We start from the raw sequence: 18289 nt of genomic DNA on the forward strand, positions 1-18289 counted from the left end.
GAATACGAGAGAAATTAACCTTTTACATATGCGATAACTGCGTCACTATCGCCGATATGTTTACCATCAACGAACAATTGTGGCACAGTCGTTTGTCCTGAAATTGCACGTAAACTTACTGATGTTGCATCTGTACCCAATACAATTTCTTCAAACGCAATATCATTTTCTTTAAGCGCTTGTTTAGCTTTTGCACAGAAAGGGCATCCCGGCTTAGTAAATAAAGAAACCGCTGCAGGCGCTTTTGCCGTTGGATTAATATAGTTAAGCATTGTATCAGCATCTGACACTTCAAACGGGTCGCCCGGCTGGTTTGGCTCTATAAACATTTTTTCAATCACGCCATCTTTAACTAGCATGCTGTAACGCCATGTACGCTTGCCAAAGCCAAGATCAGCTTTGTCTACTAACATTCCCATGCCTTCTGTGAACTCACCATTACCGTCTGGTACTACAGTGATTTTTTCAGCTTCTTGGTCAGCAAGCCATGCATTCATAACAAATGTGTCATTAACCGACAAACAAACAATCTCATCAACGCCATTCTTTTTCAATACACCAGCTAATTCATTGTAACGTGGTAAATGAGTTGAAGAGCAAGTTGGTGTAAACGCACCTGGTAATGCAAATACAACCACTGTTTTCCCTTTAAATAGTTCATCTGTTGTTACATTAACCCATTCATCTCCTTGACGAGTTGGAAAAGTAACTGTTGGGATGTTTTGACCTTCGATATTATTTAGCATGTTGTACTCCAATATTAAGATTAAAGTTAATAAGTGTAGATATTTTTTTAAAACAATCTCTGTTTCGATAGAAAGATTATCAAACAAAAAGTTAAATAGGTAAAGACGTTTAAATTTATCAACTCAATAGCTAAAAGCTATTGCAATACTGATTTTATTTCTAGTCATCACTCTTCAGCCAAAACTACCACAAAATAGGTAGTTTTAATTTGATCATAGATAAAAGTTAAATGCTCTTTTGTAGATACCTTTTAATCAAACAATGCTTTTAAGCTAGCTACCCCTTTGTCCGCCAATGCTTTTTTCTGTTCAACAGTTTTTTTACGCGCGCCACTATCCCATTCCAAATCATCTTGCGGTAATTCAAGCAAAAAGCGGCTTGGTGTAGGATTAATCGTTTCACCATATTGATTACGCTCCTTCGCTAAAATAAAAGTAAGCTCCTTTTGTGCGCGCGTAATGCCAACATAAGCCAATCTCCGTTCCTCTTCAACATTATCTTCATCAATACTGACTTGATGCGGTAAAATTCCCTCTTCCATCCCCACTAAATATACATAGGGGAACTCCAACCCTTTTGAAGCATGTAAAGTCATTAACTGCACCTGATCTAACTCTTCATCTTCTTCGTTCCGCGATAACATATCGCGCAGTGTTAATCGCGCGACGACCTGCTCTAATGTCATCGGCTCATCAAGTGAGTCTCCCTTAAGCATTTCTGTTACCCATTTAAATAACATCGACACATTTTTCATCTGCATTTCAGCGGCTTTAGGGCTAGGGCTACTTTCATACAGCCAATCTTCATAACCAATATCGCGGATCATATCGCGAACCACATCCACAGGCTCTTCACGCTTTAAGCGATCATTTAACTCGACAAGCCAACGCGTAAAGGATTGTACTGACTGCAACCCCTTACCATTTAGTGTCTGCTCTAAACCCAGTTCAAAGCTGGCTGCAAACATGCTGATATGACGCAGGTTTGCATAACTGCCCAGTTTTTCTCGGCTAACAGCACCAATGCCACGAGGAGGCTTATTAACAACGCGAATAAAGGCATTTTCATCATCATGATTCACCAATAGCTTTAGGTAAGCCATGATATCTTTGACCTCTGCACGGGCGAAAAAGGAGGTACCACCGCTAATTTTATAGGGGATGCGATTTTCCATCATCACTTTTTCTAATAGGCGACTTTGATGATTACCACGATATAACACTGCATAATCTTTAAAAGCACAACCATTCATGAACTTATGCCCAGAAATCTCCATGACCACACGTTCCGCTTCCTGTTGTTCATTCTTTGCCGTTAAAACTTTTAAAGGTTCGCCATAGGCAAGCTCGCTAAATAGACGCTTATCGAACTCATGCGGATTATTGGCAATCAATACGTTTGCTGATTTTAAAATTCGTTGGCTAGAGCGGTAGTTTTGCTCTAACTTAATCACTTTTAGTTGCGGGAAATCGTGTTGTAACATACTGAGGTTTTCTGGGCGTGCACCACGCCAAGAGTAGATTGACTGATCATCATCCCCTACGACAGTAAAGCGAGCGCGTTCGCCAACTAACGCTTTGATCAACTCATATTGGCTGGTATTGGTATCTTGGTATTCATCTACCAATAAGTAACGAATTTTATTTTGCCACCGTAATCTCACTTCCTCTTTATGGGAAAGCAATAAAGTCGGTAGCACAATCAAATCATCAAAATCCAAGGCGTTATAAGCCTTTAGCTGTCGTTGGTATAAATCGTAACTATGGGCGAAAATAATATCTCGCTCGCCCTTGGCTTGCTTGATCGCCTGTGGAGGGAGAATTAAAGCATTTTTCCAATTGGAAATTTGCGTCATTAACGCTTTAAGTAGGTCGGTATCTTCTTTTAATTGTTTTTCTGTTAGCTCTTTTAATAACGCGAGACTGTCTTGATCATCAAATAGTGTAAACCCTGCTTTCATTCCTAAGGTCTTCACTTCCCGTTTGATAATATCCAAACCTAATGAGTGGAATGTCGAGACCATTAATCCACGCGCTTCTTTTCTTCCTAGTGTTTGACTGACTCGCTCCTTCATCTCCCTAGCCGCTTTATTGGTAAAGGTTACCGCAGCAATGTTTTTTGCTAAGTAATCACAGTTTTGCACAAGGTGCGCAATTTTATTAGTGATAACACGCGTTTTACCACTGCCAGCTCCTGCTAATACTAAACAGGGACCAGAGATCATATTTACAGCAGCATCTTGCCCAGGATTGAGTTTCATTGTATTTCCAAAAAAGGGAGTGTGAACAGAGAATATTAAAACAAAAATGCTTAGGGCAGAAGCGCTAACTTCAAAACAAGTTCACTACAGAGATACAGTAAAAACAGAGTGAACCCAGTGCAAAACAGTTCACCGATAAAAAGCGAAAAACAGCTCACCACAGAGTCACAGAGAAAAAGAGAGAAAAACCTAGTTCAAAACAATCCGCAACGAAGAGGCTGGGAAAAAGGAAAGAGAGGAAATCTAGTTCAAAGCAATCTACAACGAAGAGATAGGGGCAAGGAAAGAGAGGAAGCCTAGTTCAAAACAATCTACAGCGAAGAGACAGGGGAAAGGGAAGGTAAGTGATAAATAGTATTTTCAAGGGGGGGATATCTGCAACAAAAACGCGAGATGGACAAAAGCCCTATCTCGCGTTTCAAATTAAATGTGCAGGCAAACATGCAGCACTTTTTATCTATTTAGTGAGTAAACAGATCGGCATTCCACCATAGGTGAGCCAAAATACTTGCAGCATAGCCTAATGCTATAACTGGCATCCACTTAAGGTGCGCACCAAAGGTATAAATACCACGTGCTTGGCCCATTAAAGCGACACCAGCAGCTGAGCCGATAGACAGCATACTACCACCGACACCAGCCGTTAATGTTACCAATAACCACTGACCTTCACTCATTGCAGGCTCCATGCTTAATACCGCGAACATAACCGGAATGTTATCCACGATAGCAGATAAAATACCTACCAGTACGTTTGCCCAAGTAATAAATGCGGGATCAGCATACATGGCATGTGACACCATACCTAGGTAACCAATGAAACCAAGACCACCGACACAAACTACAACGCCGTAGAAGAATAACAGTGTATCCCACTCTGCTTTCGCTACTTTACCGAAAATATCGAAGGGAGCGCCATTACCTAAATTACGTAAACGTTCATGTTCTTTAACATCTTTAGTTCTAGCGATCGCTTTATCATAACGTTTTTTATGCGTTTTACGCAGGTAGAATGCAAAGAACTGTAATAAACCAAGACCTGTCATCATACCTAATACTGGAGGCATTCCTAAGAAAGAGTGTCCCATTACAGCAAAGAAAATAGTCACTAAAAATAGGCCAACAATGCGTAAAGCACCCGGCTTCATGATCACAACTTCACCATCGCCCTTAGCAACTTCACTCGAGATAAAGAAATTCATAATAATGGCTGGCACTAAATAGTTTACCGCAGATGGAACGATTAGCTGGAAGAAATCAGCAAAAGGCACCATTCCTTTTTGCCAAACCATTAACGTTGTAATATCACCGAATGGACTAAATGCACCACCTGCATTGGCAGCAACAACAATGTTGATACAAGCAATCGCTATGAATTTATGATTGCTTCCGCCTACTTTCATGACGATTGCACACATTAGTAGTGCCGTTGTTAAGTTATCAGCGATAGGTGAGATAAAGAAGGCTAATATACCCGTTAGCCAAAAAATGTTACGCAACGTAAAGCCTTTATTTACCATCCAAGCACGCAAAGAATCAAATAACTGTCGCTCTTCCATTGCATTAATATATGTCATTGCTACTAATAGGAAGAAAAATAGCTCCGCATACTCTAATAAATTATGGCGGAAGGCAACCTCTGCTTCATGGCTCATACCATTCTGAGTGTAATAGAAACCTATCATTGCCCAGATAATACCGGCAGCCACCAAGACTGGCTTAGATTTACGTAAATGAATCACGTCTTCTAGCATTACTAAACAATATGCGATACCAAAAACAAGCAAAGCGGCATAGCCAATACCATGAGAAGTCAAATCCATTGCCCCTCCGTTACTTGCAAGTAACGTTGGCGAGAAAAAAACAGCAATAAGTGTTAAGAGCACACCTAAGGGTTTATAATTTTGTAACATTTTGTTCTTCCTTAAAGAAAATGAGTAATGTGAGTAAAATAGGTTAATAAATTTTGCGCGATTTTAGCATACAGGTATAACGAAAAACAGCAGGAAAAGAGGGGGAATAGATAAACTTAAAGGAGACTTGATTAAGGGCAGAAAATACAGCAACTTTATAATATAAAAATATTAGAGTTTATAAAGTTGCATTAATTTTTGGGGTTACTTCAGCAATAGAAAGAACAAAAGAAAACCACTTTAATTAGTGAAAAGCGCATTTAAATATCGCCCAGGAATCATCGTTTCTAATGTGGGTTTGTCATCATTACTTGATTGTAAAAGAAAAAGCACACCATCTTGCTGACCATTGATCAATAAGTCCGTTGCAATAGGAAAAGATAGGCTTTGTTTCATTAGGCAACTATCTTCAGCACAACTTTTACTGGAAGATACAGTATTCACTTCTATTAAAGTATCGTTAATGGTGACTAAATCGTAATGGCTCAGTGACTGTTGTGCATCAGTTTTAGGGGCATTATATTCAATTTCAAAATTCACTGTTGATGCTACCGAGCTATCATTGCCGACATTTGCAACGACATCTAGAGCAGACACACTTAGCGCTAGATTATTCTCTAACAGATCAATAGGGACGATCTGTTTACCAACAATCTGTGTATTCATATCAGAGCTATTTTTTTGTATAACAACGTCATCAACATAATTAGTTGAAACGTAATTTGATGAACAGCCAGCTAACAAAACAACTGAGCCTAACATTGAGAGAGCTTTAAACATGATAATTCCATTTAGAAAGTAAAAGATAACTAAGAGATTAGCTATAAATAAATGATAAAGCCATTTCAATACAGAGAAATGGCTTATAGTATGAAGTAATTAACGCTATGACAAAGAGTTAATAGATTCGTAAATGGGAGGGTTTACTGCGCCAATATCCAAGTTAATAATTCAGCTTTCTGATCTGTGCTCGCCTTCTCATACCAATATTCAAGCATTGGAAGAATTTTGCCTTCACCATTTAACTCAGAAGTGATCATTTTTCTGTTTTTAAACGCCCAATTAGTAAATTGTTCTTTTTCTGCAACCGATGCTTTAGCAAATAGATCTTGGCTCATTTTAACTGGCGAAACAGCCACTTTAGCTACGTCTTGTTTTGTTGTTGTAGTGGCAACAGCTGCAACAGCTATTTCTGCACCATTACTTAATTCATTTTGTGCTTTTAATTCTGCTGCGTAATCTCGCGTAATACCGACTCCACGCTCTAAAATTGACTGCTCGATTTGAAATTGTTCGCCATCTTTTGTAGCAACTAGCACAGGGTTTTTATCGAAACCTTTTATCTCTTCACGGCGAATGAAAGTTCTTGTTGGTGAAAGAACTAAATCTGCATCATTTGCATTAAAAGTAACGATGACAGGTTCTGATTTAAATTTTTCTTTTTCACCCTGCTTAATAATCAGTTTAGAAACACGAACTACAATCTGCTGTTGCCCATTTTCAAGGGTGAATTCGTTATCTCCAAATATGGTAAAGCCTACATTTTTGTTATTTATAACTAATGCTTCTAAATCTTGATGTAGTGAAACTTTAACACTTGCTTGGACCGAAAATGTGCAAACAGTTAATATTGATACAAGTAATTTATTCTTCCAGCCCATAATTTCCTCTCAAAAAAAAAGCACCTAAATTAGGTGCTTAATAAGTTTACATATTCTAATTTGTGATTAGAAGTAGTATTCAGCACCTAACAGGAAGTTAGTAGCTTTAGTACCGCCATTATTCATGTCGTAGTTACGAACATCGAAGTATAGGTAAGTACTTGGTAATAGGTAACCTAGACGACCAGTAATAGCTTGGTCACCGTCATCAGTACCGTTATCAGATTCGAATGTAGCCGCGTAACCTGCTTTAAGTACTACTTTACCGCCAAATACGTATTGTGCAGTTGTAGATACAGCGCCTTGTGAGTTATCGCCTTTATCCATTTGCTTGTATGCAGCAGTGAATGTGAATGCATCAACGTATACACCAGCACCTACGATTGCGTAGTTGTTGCCGTCAATTTTTGAAATAGGTTGGTTAGCACCACCAGCAGCATTCCATACAGTCCATGCTGGGTTTACTTTGATTAGACCAGTGTCTGAATCAACAACGTACTTTTCTGGCTCTTCAACTGCAGCACCATCGTAATCGCCTTGACCGTAGTAACCAGCGTGTAGGTTAAGCATTGGAATTGGAGAGTAAGATACAGCAGCACTGTATACTACTTGATCAACACTTTTTTCCATGTTGCTTAAAGTAGCAGAAACGTTAACACCGCCCCAGCTTGCTGAATCAAAACGTAATGTGTTATCAGCACGATCTTGGTAACCAGCACCGATATCGTTGTTCCAATCGAAAACGTTACCTAGACCTGGGTTAGAGTGTGGCCAATCTACTAAGTTGTAAGCAGCTACTAGCTGACGACCAAATTTGATTGAACCAACACCGTCAAAATCAAGACCGATGTAAGTATCACGAGCACCTAGCTGACCTGATTTAGCGCCATTGTCAGCGTTACCGCCTTCAATTTGCCATACGAAGTTTGGAGCGAAGTTTTCAAATTCAACAACACCACGGAAACCTACACGAGATTCCATAACAGCAGATAGAGTTGCATCATCGCCGTCAAAGTTAGTTTGATGTAAAAAACCAGCAGCTTGACCGTAGATTTGGAATGCATCACCAGCTAGTTGAACTGCAGCGTTAGCGCCCATAGTTGCAGTTGCAAGAGCAGCTGCTACAAGAGTTTTTTTAAACATAATAATATTCCTTTAAATAAACATAATTGTTTATTGGCTTCCATAATCCATAAATCCATGTCCATGAAGCCAAATTTTATTGTTATAACCTTTTTAATTTTTCATTCGCACATCATGTACAAGTGAAAAAATTTAACTAAGAAGCGAACCATTTCTTCTTAGCTTCGACAGACCAAGTAATCAATCTCAACCTGTCTGTTGAAACTGATACTACCTTCGTGGTGCAAATTATCAAATGAATTTAGCATCTGACAGCTCAAACAAAGAGATCGATCACAATATATTATCAAATGATTTTTTTAACCTTTAAAAACAAAGACTTGCAAATATACAGTGTGTTTTTACGAGATTTTAAGTGCTTGAGATCAAATTTATAGGAACTTTTGTGAACTAGATCGCTCAAAATCAAATGTGTCAATGACATAAACTTTATTTTTGAAGTGAATTAATATTTTTAACCACTTTGTTAAAAATATTTACAGCTAAACTGACACTTCATATCAAACGATAATATTGGTTTCAGTTTAGCTTTATAAGTTATTTCATATACTGCATAGCCCAAACTCTAAATGATTTTTGTTCACTCATAGTTGCTTCTTGATACCAATAATAAAGTCTATCTAGCTCTTTACTACCCTCAATCACAGGCAACTCTGCTTTGCTACTTTTAATCGCCCATGTAGAAAATGCAATTTGCTCTTCACTACTAAGTTTATTAAACCAATACTGACTCATCTCGACCGCTTTATTCATTTCTTCTGTCACTATTACAGCTTCATCAGTCGTAACTTTTTCGGTTTTATTTTCAATTTCAAAGCGTTTAAATAGCCCTTCTATATAGTTGGCAGGAATTTTGAAAATAAAGTCAGTGCTCGTTTCTTCTTTATTGATAGCAAATATTAAACCTTCATTACGCGCAGCATTTAAAAGTTCAGTTTCGATTTCAATTACTAAATATTGCGTGACAGAGCATTGATCATCACACTGCCTAACAGTTTCTTTACGCTGTTTAGTCTTGTGGTTATCACCATCAACTCTAGAAAATTGATAGCGTTGATAGTTTTCTAGAAATTGAAGATTAAGAAACAATCTTGATGTTTGATCTTCCCCAACTTTTAAAAATAGGGTTACATCAACATTCATGACTAATAATCCATTTTTTTCAGTCAGGTTGATTGGACGAATTTTTTCACCGACAATCTCGGTAAAGTTATAACCTTTACTCAATTTTGCAGTTGATGCGAACTGTTCGCTACTTACACCCTCAGGGTTTGTAGCGCAGGCTGATAAAAACAGCGTAGCGCTTAAGAACATTATTTTTTTGAGCATCTTTAGATCTCCTTTTTGTTCAACTAAAAAAAACGCCAGCATAAGCTGGCGTCCTATAAAAAACAAATACAATCTACTGTTTAGAAACCGTATTCAAGACCAACACGTAATACTAAATCAGTATCCGCATCAGGGCCATTAACCGATGTTAGCGTTCGGCCCGCAACACGTGCATAAGGTACAAAACCATTGATGACACCCATCACTTGGAAAGATACAACGCTATCAGCATCATCTTGAGTCTGACCGTTTACTTCTGAATCCAACGTTGCAGAGTAACCAGCTTTCAAGCCAAGTGGTCCATTCCAGTATTGCGCGATTAATGAGTAAGATCCTTGTGACGCATCACCATCATGGAATTTCCAATCAGCACCGATGAAACGATCTTTAGCATCAGCGTGCTTGTATGCACCTGCGATGCTAAAACCGCCAGGAAGACCCGCTTCAAAACCTAAGAAGTAAGTGCTTACATCACCACCTTCGTAGTAAGTTTTAGTTGCGTCGTCAGTGTACCCACCCTTGAAGTTTTTGTTACCCTCGTATGCAGCCATCAAGGTTACTGTGCTAATGGTGTATTTAGCATTAGCACCAACAAAATAAGAGCCTTCTTTTGATGAATCACCGCGACCTGTCGATGCAGCAAAATTAAAGCCAGACCATGTAGGAGAGTCATAACGAATTTGATCAGAGTGACGATCGTTGTAGCCTTTTACGCTACCGCCCCAGTCAAAAACGATACCTAAACCGGGGTTAGAGAATGGCCAATCAATAAGTTCATACATTGGCGTTAATACACGACCAAAACGTACTTTACCCCAATCACCGCCTAAACCAACGAAAGTATCACGTACACCCAAAGAACCTGATGCGCCAGGGCCAGTATTGCCGAAGTTACCAACATAGCCAGATTCTACCTGTATAAATACATGTAGATCGTCTGTCATATTTTTACCTGCACGGAAACCAACACGTGATTCATTTTCAAGCTCATAACCGGTACTAGCATCACGGTTATCAGTTACGTTATAACTTACTGCAGAGATAGCAGCCACACCGTAAACGGTCATTGGCACTTCATCATTTACGCCAATTTCGTAAGCGGATGCTGAAAATGCTGCAGTCGTTAGTGCCGCAGCAACAAGTGTTTTCTTAAACATATTTTATTCCTTAAATATTTATGTAATTAACTAGGTTCTTATTCGTCCTTAAATTCCATGTCTTAAATTGCGTTTATCTCCATATAGATAAAATGACATAAAACCAAAATCTATTTAGTTAAGCTTTTGAGTACCATTCAAATCGCCACTAAAAAACAGAACAACCCTTCTGTGGGACGGGATATTACGCCCGTTGTTTACCAATTCAACAAAAGTTCCATGTGACATGGTTGTTTGGTGAGCAGTATCACAATAGCGTAGTGAAAAGGTGATCTAACCATTAAAAATGATAGGCAAATAAAGGATGGTCACTGTTAAATCAACAGGTTATATTTTGTGCACTTAATTGATTTATATTAAGTTTTTGTAGGGCGCCTCCGTTAAGAGTAATTTCAGAAATACTTGCGTAATTCACGCTTAAATCATAGGTATTTTGAAATGCCTTATTGAGGTAAAAACAAAGAATGCTTCTGATCACTCCGGCATGCGTAACTAAAATAATTTGTTCGTCTTTTTTTACAGATTCAATTAACTTAAACCAAGCACGCATCACTCTGATATTAAAAGAGTTTGGTGTTTCACCATTTGGGAATTGAAAGTGCAAGCGGTTTTCATTCCACTCCTCTATTTTAGTGCGTGGAATGCAATCCCAACTTTTCCCTTCCCAATCGCCAAAATCTATCTCTTTAAAATCATTATTGTAGATAACGTTATTTGCAACATGTTCATTTGCCAGCTCTTGGGCTAACCTTGCACAACGCAATAAAGGGCTACTGTAAATCGCATCAATTTGCTTATCATTAAAATAACGTGTTAAGTGCGCGGACTGACTGGCATAATTAGTAGCCACATCGCAATCTAATTGGCCATAGCAAATGCCGGAAGGGATGAGAGGTTGAGTATGTCGAATAAAGTGTATGGTGACCTTATGATTCATGAAATAAATACCGTACTTAAAAGCAATAAAATAGATATTTCAGCTAATTGTTGCGTAAAACCTAAACAATCGCCGGTGTACCCTTTTAGGTTTTTAATAAAAAGAGCCCGCAGTAAAAGAGTGATAATTAAAGCAACAAATAACACTAATACAGCAACATATAAACTTATTAAAAATAATGGTAACAATGCGCATATCGAAGCAAACATAAAATAATGAGTCGTTAGTTTATTTGCCAATGACTGTACTTTCCCTGTTTCCTGCAAACGCACATAATCTGAATATTGCATAATGCACAACGCGCTATACCGACTCAATGTCGAAGAGATTAGTAGACTCATGAATAAGTGATATGAAGATACCCCCGCTATGTCTCCCAATAAGATAAATTTGAATAAAAATAGTACAACTAAACCTATGCCAGCATAACTACCAATAGCGCTATCTTTCATGATTTTTAAACGTTGTGTCGCATTATACCCACCACCGAACCCATCACAGCAATCGGCAAAACCATCCTCATGTAATGCACCAGTTATTAATAATGCGGCACTCATCATCATCAACACACTAATCGGCTCAGAAAAGAGTAACTGACAAAGATAAAAAACAATTGCCATCACGATCGATATAAGCAAACCAATAATAGGTAAGTAAGCATTCGCTTTATGAAACTGTTGCTTATCAAATTCAAGTGAAGCTGGAGTAGGAACTCGAGTAAAATAGGAAAGCGCATACAAAAATAACGTACATTGATCCTGTATTTTTTGTATTACATATTTCACGTTGAATCCCTGTAAATTATTCACTTTCCGATACACCTGCATCGGCAAATGATGCCATCTCATTAAAAAATGTAACCGCAGAGACAATTAACGGGTACGCAACAGCCACACCAGAGCCTTCCCCCAAACGCATACCTAAATTGAGCAATGGTTGCACATCTAATTCAGTTAATAGCTTCAGGTGTGCTTGTTCGTTTGATTGATGACAAAACTGAGTGTACTCGATAAAGTTTTCGTTCATTCTGCTAGCCACAAGTGCGGCCACTGAGCAGATAAAACCATCAACTAACACAAGCATTGATAATTCAGCGGCTTTTAACATCGCTCCAACCATCATTGCAATCTCAAACCCGCCCACCTTTTGTAATACACTTAATGCAGGTGCGCCCTGTAATTGATGTAAGGCAATCGCTTGATCAATGACATTAGCCTTATGGTGAACTCCACTATCATCCAAACCAGTTCCTTTACCAGCACAATCTTTACCCGATAATGCCAAAAGTGAAGCCATGATAGTGGCCGCAGAAGTCGTATTTGCAATCCCCATTTCACCGAATCCGATCACGTTACAGCCAGCATTAAATTTAGCCTGTACAACTTGCGCACCTTGACTTAATGCTAGTTTGCATTGTTCGTTACTCATCGCCTCCTCTAATAAAAAGTTTTGAGTTCCTTTTGCAATTGGCCTGTTAATAAAGTTAGGGTGCTCGATACCTGAAAAATCACTGCATACACCTGCATTAATAATATTTAAATCTAAATGATGTTGACGAGAAAAACAGTTAATAGCGGCCCCTCCCGCTAGAAAATTTAAAACCATCTGTTCGGTGACGGCTTTAGGAAATAAGCTTACGCCCTCATCCGCAATGCCATGGTCAGCCGCGAATATCAAAACAGATGGCGCTTTTAAAGTTGGCGATAAACTATGTTGGATATGTGCAATTTTAGACGCGACATTTTCCAAATCGCCCAAGCTACCTTGAGGTTTTGTTTTTAAGTCAATGACTTGTTTAACTTTTTCAGTAAAGCTTGGAGATGATTGTTGAGCTAATGAATGAATAGTGAACACGGTAAATCCTTTTTAAGTTATCGACTGGCAAGAACGCGAAAAGCGACTAAAATTCAGACTATTGTTAAAAGTTACAAAACTAAGACGTGAAATTAATCACAAAGTACAACAAAACAAACCAAAGATTACTATAACAAATTGAAAATACGACCATAATAATTGGTTCGTTTACTTATATGCGATGATATCTCTTAGGCAAACTGTTTCTTATATTTTATGCCTATTTTTTCGAGCCTTAAATAATATTTTCGAGATAGATTTATGAATGATAATGATCTTCTTTTTATAGAAGATGATGTAACCTCAATTGATGACCCTCTGTCATTACACTTATCTCCTTGGAAGGTGCTAATTGTCGATGATGATGAAGAGGTTCATGCAGTAACTAAATTAGTCCTTTCAAACTTCGAGTGGGACGACACCCCCCTTCACTTTCTCAGTGCATACTCTGCTTATGAAGCTGAGCAACTTTTCTTAGAGCATGATGATATTGCAGTTGCATTAATTGATGTAGTGATGGAAACAGATGATGCGGGCCTTCGTTTAATCGAGACAATCCGTAATGAATTTAATAATAAATCAACACGAATAGTACTTCGTACAGGTCAACCGGGACAGGCACCAGAACGAAAAATAATCCGTGAATATGAAATTTCAGATTATAAAAACAAAACAGAGCTAAGTGGTATTAAGTTAGATACTTTAATGTGTACAACCTTACGCTCATACCAAAATATCGTCAGCTTGAAGAAAAATAAAAAGGGACTTGAGCTGGTTGTTGAATCCTCTGGTGCGCTTTTTGATGCCCAGACCTATGAGTCTCTCGTAGATGAGACCATCAATTATCTTACTCGACTTGTTATTCAATGCACTCAAACCCCAGCCTATGGTTTATCAGCACTAGGATTTTACTGTGATCCAGATGTATTTCATTTATTAGAAGCACGCGGTGACTTTGCTTACCTGACCGAACGTAGCGACGTAGAAAAACTACCTGATCACGTATCCATCATGTTATCTCAAAGTATTGCTGCTCACGAAAACATATACCAAACAAACTGCTTTGTCTTAAACATGCAAAGCACGTCAGCTAAAACCGTTATGTTTTACTTTGAAGGGTTTTCCCCACTTTCTGATCAAGATATTGCATTAATTGACCTCTTTGCAAGCAACACTAAAATATCATTTGATAATGAAGAATTACGTCATGAGCTTGATGAAGGGCAGCGCGAAATTGTTTATCTACTTGGCGAAGCAATTGAGCATAAATCCAAAGAAACGGGGAATCATATACGACGCGTAGCTGAGATTACTCGAATTCTAGCGCTTGAATTAGGCTATAGCGTGGCCGAATCAGAAAAAATAAAATCAGCTTCTCCGCTGCATGATCTCGGAAAAATAGGTATTCCAGATCATATTTTACACAAACCAGGTTCCTTTACACCAGAAGAGTGGAAAGTCATGCAGTCTCACGTCGAGATAGGATATGAGCTAGTCCGTTATTCAAACCAAGATATTCTAAAATATGCAGCGTTGATCAGTTACCAACATCACGAAAAATGGGATGGAACAGGTTACCCTAATGGCTTAAAAGGTGAAGAGATAGATCTCGTGGGTCGCATTGCCTCTCTCGCAGATGTTTTTGATGCACTCGCACACGATCGTTGCTATAAAAAAGCGTGGCCGATGGATAAAGTATTGCAGTTTATTGATGACCAAGAAGGGTTACATTTTGACCCAATGGTAGTAGCGGCCTTTCGTAAGCATAAAAATCAAATTATAGAGGTCAATGAACGTTATAAAGATGTTTTTAAATAACTTCACATTAAAAATCCCGATTCTTTCGGGATTTGTTTTATAATGCCCCCTATTTTTACCGAACCTCTTATATTATTGGAAAAACCGATGTCTTTTGATGCGCTTGAACTTGATCAACACCTTCTAAATGCCCTTGCTAAAATGGGGCATACTCGCCCAACAAGTATTCAAACGCTGGCTATTCCTGTCGCAATGGATGAACAAGATATAATGGCCAGTGCACCAACAGGAACAGGTAAAACCTTAGCGTTCCTGTTACCTGCAGTTCAGCGGCTCATTGACTTTCCTCGTCGTAAAAGAGGCTCTGCACGCATTCTGGTCTTGACCCCAACTCGTGAACTTGCTGTACAGATTAGTGAAGTGGCACAAAAACTTACAGAGAATACAGACCTTGTAGTGGGTAATATCATTGGAGGTATCTCCTATGAAGCTCAGGAGGAGGTAATTATGGAAAACGTTGATATCGTGATTGCTACACCTGGTCGTTTAATGGAATATATCGAAGCAGAAGCGTTCGACTGCCGTGAAGTTGAAACGTTAGTGCTTGATGAAGCCGACCGTATGCTTGATATGGGCTTTATCGATACGATGGATAGAATTGCCGGTGAAACACGCTGGCGTAAGCATACTTCTCTCTTTTCTGCGACATTAGAAGGTAAAGGGTTACGTGAATTCTCTCGCGATATTTTAACAAACCCTGCACAGTTAACCGCAGAGGTATCTCGTCGAGAAAGTGGCAAGATAAATCAATGGGTTCACCTTGCAGATAACGCAGAGCACAAATTAAAACTGTTAGCGGCTATTTTACAGCAAGAGCCTGCACATGATCAGGCACAAAAAATGATTGTGTTTGTGAAAACACGCGATCGTTTAACAGAACTGGTTGCGCAGCTCGACGAGCTAAAAATTCCATGTAACTATCTGCGTGGGGAAATGGATCAAGAAAAGCGTAATGAATCGCTACGACAGTTCAAAGAAGGTAACGTTAATATTCTTATTGCGACCGATGTTGCAGCTCGTGGTATCGATGTTCCTGATATTACTCATGTTATCAATTATGATATGCCACGTAGCGCAGATATCTATGTGCACCGTATTGGGCGTACTGCCCGCGGTGGTAAAAAAGGCACCGCGATTTCGCTTATTGAAGCGCATGACGTTGATATTTTAGCGAAGGTGGAGCGTTACACAGATCAAGTATTAAAACGTCGCATCATCAAATCACTTCGCCCAGAAAACAAAGAAGCGAAGGTAACACTGCGCAAATCTAAAAAGCCTGTCACCAAAAAAGGCAAGGCACGTGAAAAAGAGCTAAAAGAACAGAAAAAAGAGAAACGCCAGAAGAAAAAAGAGGAGATGGGTAAGCAACGTCACCGCACTAAAAAATCCAAAGGTAAACCAAGCTGGGCAGGTAAAGGCACTAAAGAAGGCTAAATAAGCTAAAAGGCTGGAAGGTGATAAGGCTAAAATGCGACAAGCACTCTAGCCTTCAAGCCCTCAAGCGATATTTCTATTTTTCATCTCGATAAAAAACTAAGTCTGTTGGCGTTGAATCCGCGGCCACGAAATAATACCCATCGACGGTAAAGGCCTTTAATTTTTCAATATCAGTGATCTGATTTTCTAAAATATAACGCGCCATCAGGCCACGTGCTTTTTTAGCATAAAAACTAATCACCTTATATTGACCATTTTTTTGATCTTTAAAGATCGGAGTAATGATCTTTCCGTTGAGCGCTTTTTTCTTTACCGCTTTAAAATATTCATTAGATGCAAGGTTCACTAATATCTGATCATCTTGTGCATTTAACGCTTCGTTTACTGAATCGGTAACGATTGAGCCCCAAAATTGATAAAGGTTAGCACCGCGCAGGTTATTCAGCTTAGTACCCATCTCTAATCGGTATGCGAGCATTAAATCTAATGGCTTTAATAACCCATATAACCCCGAAAGAATGCGTAAATGTTGCTGTGCATAGGTAACAGCTTCAGCAGAAAGTGTCTGCGCTTCTAACCCAGTATAAACATCACCTTTAAAGGCAAATAGTGCCTGTTTAGCGGTATCAGTTGTTAACGGCAACTTCCAATCAGCAAAGCGCGCTACATTCAACCCTGCAATTTTATCACTCACTTTCATCAATGAAGCGATATCTTGCATAGACAATTGTTGGCAACGTTTAATCAATAACTCACTTTCAGACAGTAACGTCGGCTGTGAGTATTCTTCTGTTGGTGATGGCGTTTCAAAATCAAGGGTCTTAGCTGGAGAAAGTACGATAAGCATATCTATTCCTAAAACAAAAACGCCCTAACAAGAAGGGCGTGTTGAAAATGTAAACCTGAGAACAGGTTAATAATCAAGCGTGATATCATCAAGCATATGAGTACCAAAGGATTTTCGTCCTTCAGTAGAGTCTAGTTTAATCATCAAGCGGACATCATTCGCTGAGTCTGCATGCGCCAAGGCTTCAGTATAACCAATCACCCCCTGCTCATAAAGATTAAATAATGCTTGATCAAAGGTTTGCATGCCATGCTCACTCGAACTCTTCATTATATCTTTAAGATGATGTAGTTCGCCTTTGCGAATCGCTTCAGCCATTGTTGGTGTATTATATAAAATCTCAAAAGCAGCCCGTCGAGACTTCCCATCGGAAGTTGGGATTAGCTGCTGTGCAACAATCGCCCTTAAGTTGACAGAGAGATCAAACAAGAATTGACGGTGCCTCTCTTTAGGCACTAAATGTAAAATTCGCTCTAAAGCCTGATTAGCATTGTTAGAGTGTAATGTTGCCATACAAAGGTGCCCGGTTTCTGCAAAGATAATGGCAAATTCCATCGTTTCACGGGTACGAATCTCACCAATTAGAATGACATCCGGAGCTTGGCGTAAAGAGTTTTTAAGGGCTTCTTCAAAAGATTCTGTATCAATACCAACTTCACGTTGTGTGACTACTGATTTACCATGTTCATGGACAAATTCAATTGGATCTTCGATGGTCAAAATATGCCCTGATGAGTTTTGATTACGGTAACCAATCATAGCCGCTTGCGTCGTGGATTTACCCGAGCCAGTTGCACCAACAAAAAGAATTAAACCACGATTTGCCATGCATGTTTCTTTAAGTTGCACCGGCAGATGTAGCTCTTCAAAGCTAGGTATAACGCCTTCGATACGACGGATAACCATGCCCGGTTGCTCTTTCTGCATAAATGCACTGACACGGAAACGCCCAGCCGAGTCGCTATTAACCGCATAGTTTGCTTCTTTAGTATGTTCAAAATCGATAAAGCGTTTCTCACCCATGATCTCTTTCATCAATGAAAATACGTCATTTTGAGTAAGGCTATTTTTAGTCAGTGACTCCAAACGCCCATTTAATTTAAGCGTCGCTGGTAAACCGACTGAGATATAAATATCTGATGCTTTGAGCTCCTCAGCCTTTACCAGTAATTTTTGCAACATAATA

The 18289-nt window shown here is 39.0% G+C and carries 16 protein-coding genes; 3 read left to right on the plus strand and 13 right to left on the minus strand.

From position 1 onward, the window contains the following. Positions 1–14: 14 nt before the first annotated feature. Entirely contained in the window at positions 15–746 is a 732-nt protein-coding gene (locus tag CW745_RS06550) for a glutathione peroxidase (protein WP_101107825.1), read from the minus strand. A 251-nt stretch (positions 747–997) separates the two neighbouring features. Then, a complete protein-coding gene (gene rep / locus CW745_RS06555; protein WP_101107826.1) occupies positions 998–3007 on the minus strand; it encodes a DNA helicase Rep in 2010 nt (669 codons plus the stop codon). Between the two features lie 344 nt (positions 3008–3351). On the opposite strand from rep, the gene CW745_RS16660 reads away from it, so the two are divergent. Beyond that, the gene (locus tag CW745_RS16660) at positions 3352–3501 is read left to right on the plus strand and encodes a hypothetical protein (protein ID WP_193755548.1); all 150 of its coding nucleotides are present in this window, start codon (positions 3352–3354) and stop codon (positions 3499–3501) included. Here the strand turns inward: CW745_RS16660 and nhaD are convergent. From nhaD to cobT, 9 genes are all read right to left on the minus strand, one after another. Then, the gene (nhaD, locus tag CW745_RS06565) at positions 3469–4920 is read right to left on the minus strand and encodes a sodium:proton antiporter NhaD (protein ID WP_101107830.1); all 1452 of its coding nucleotides are present in this window, start codon (positions 4918–4920) and stop codon (positions 3469–3471) included. The two genes, CW745_RS16660 and nhaD, sit on opposite strands and share 33 nt — an antisense overlap. A 240-nt stretch (positions 4921–5160) precedes the next feature. After that, positions 5161–5700, minus strand: a complete 540-nt coding sequence (locus tag CW745_RS06570) for a hypothetical protein (RefSeq protein WP_101107831.1) — start codon at positions 5698–5700, stop codon at positions 5161–5163. Between the two features lie 143 nt (positions 5701–5843). Further along, positions 5844–6581, minus strand: a complete 738-nt coding sequence (locus CW745_RS06575; protein WP_101107833.1) for a DUF2057 family protein — start codon at positions 6579–6581, stop codon at positions 5844–5846. 66 nt (positions 6582–6647) lie between these two features. Next, positions 6648–7724: a porin gene (locus tag CW745_RS06580; RefSeq protein ID WP_101107835.1), complete on the minus strand. Its 1077-nt coding sequence runs from the start codon at positions 7722–7724 to the stop codon at positions 6648–6650. 537 nt (positions 7725–8261) lie between these two features. Next, entirely contained in the window at positions 8262–9053 is a 792-nt protein-coding gene (locus CW745_RS06585) for a hypothetical protein (protein WP_153069743.1), read from the minus strand. A gap of 80 nt (positions 9054–9133) precedes the next feature. Continuing rightward, the gene (locus CW745_RS06590; protein ID WP_101107838.1) at positions 9134–10210 is read right to left on the minus strand and encodes a porin; all 1077 of its coding nucleotides are present in this window, start codon (positions 10208–10210) and stop codon (positions 9134–9136) included. A 319-nt stretch (positions 10211–10529) separates the two neighbouring features. Then, the gene (gene cobC, locus CW745_RS06595; RefSeq protein WP_101107840.1) at positions 10530–11147 is read right to left on the minus strand and encodes an alpha-ribazole phosphatase; all 618 of its coding nucleotides are present in this window, start codon (positions 11145–11147) and stop codon (positions 10530–10532) included. Next, entirely contained in the window at positions 11144–11932 is a 789-nt protein-coding gene (cobS, locus tag CW745_RS06600; RefSeq protein ID WP_193755549.1) for an adenosylcobinamide-GDP ribazoletransferase, read from the minus strand. Before cobS ends, cobC begins: the two co-directional genes overlap by 4 nt. Before the next feature lie 16 nt (positions 11933–11948). After that, positions 11949–13001, minus strand: a complete 1053-nt coding sequence (gene cobT / locus CW745_RS06605) for a nicotinate-nucleotide--dimethylbenzimidazole phosphoribosyltransferase (RefSeq protein ID WP_202973162.1) — start codon at positions 12999–13001, stop codon at positions 11949–11951. Between the two features lie 261 nt (positions 13002–13262). Between cobT and CW745_RS06610 the strand changes: the two genes are divergently transcribed. Further along, entirely contained in the window at positions 13263–14819 is a 1557-nt protein-coding gene (locus CW745_RS06610; protein WP_101107843.1) for a response regulator, read from the plus strand. An 87-nt stretch (positions 14820–14906) separates the two neighbouring features. Continuing rightward, positions 14907–16253, plus strand: coding sequence for an ATP-dependent RNA helicase SrmB (srmB, locus tag CW745_RS06615; RefSeq protein ID WP_101107845.1), 1347 nt, complete (start codon positions 14907–14909; stop codon positions 16251–16253). 76 nt (positions 16254–16329) lie between these two features. Here srmB and yaaA read toward each other — a convergent pair whose 3' ends face one another. Further along, positions 16330–17103 (minus strand): peroxide stress protein YaaA, encoded by a 774-nt coding sequence (gene yaaA / locus CW745_RS06620; protein ID WP_101107847.1) that lies wholly within the window; start codon positions 17101–17103, stop codon positions 16330–16332. A 66-nt stretch (positions 17104–17169) separates the two neighbouring features. Then, entirely contained in the window at positions 17170–18285 is a 1116-nt protein-coding gene (locus CW745_RS06625) for a PilT/PilU family type 4a pilus ATPase (protein ID WP_101107849.1), read from the minus strand. Positions 18286–18289: the final 4 nt, after the last annotated feature.

Origin of the sequence: Psychromonas sp. psych-6C06, assembly GCF_002835465.1 — a bacterium.
Classification (GTDB): domain Bacteria; phylum Pseudomonadota; class Gammaproteobacteria; order Enterobacterales; family Psychromonadaceae; genus Psychromonas.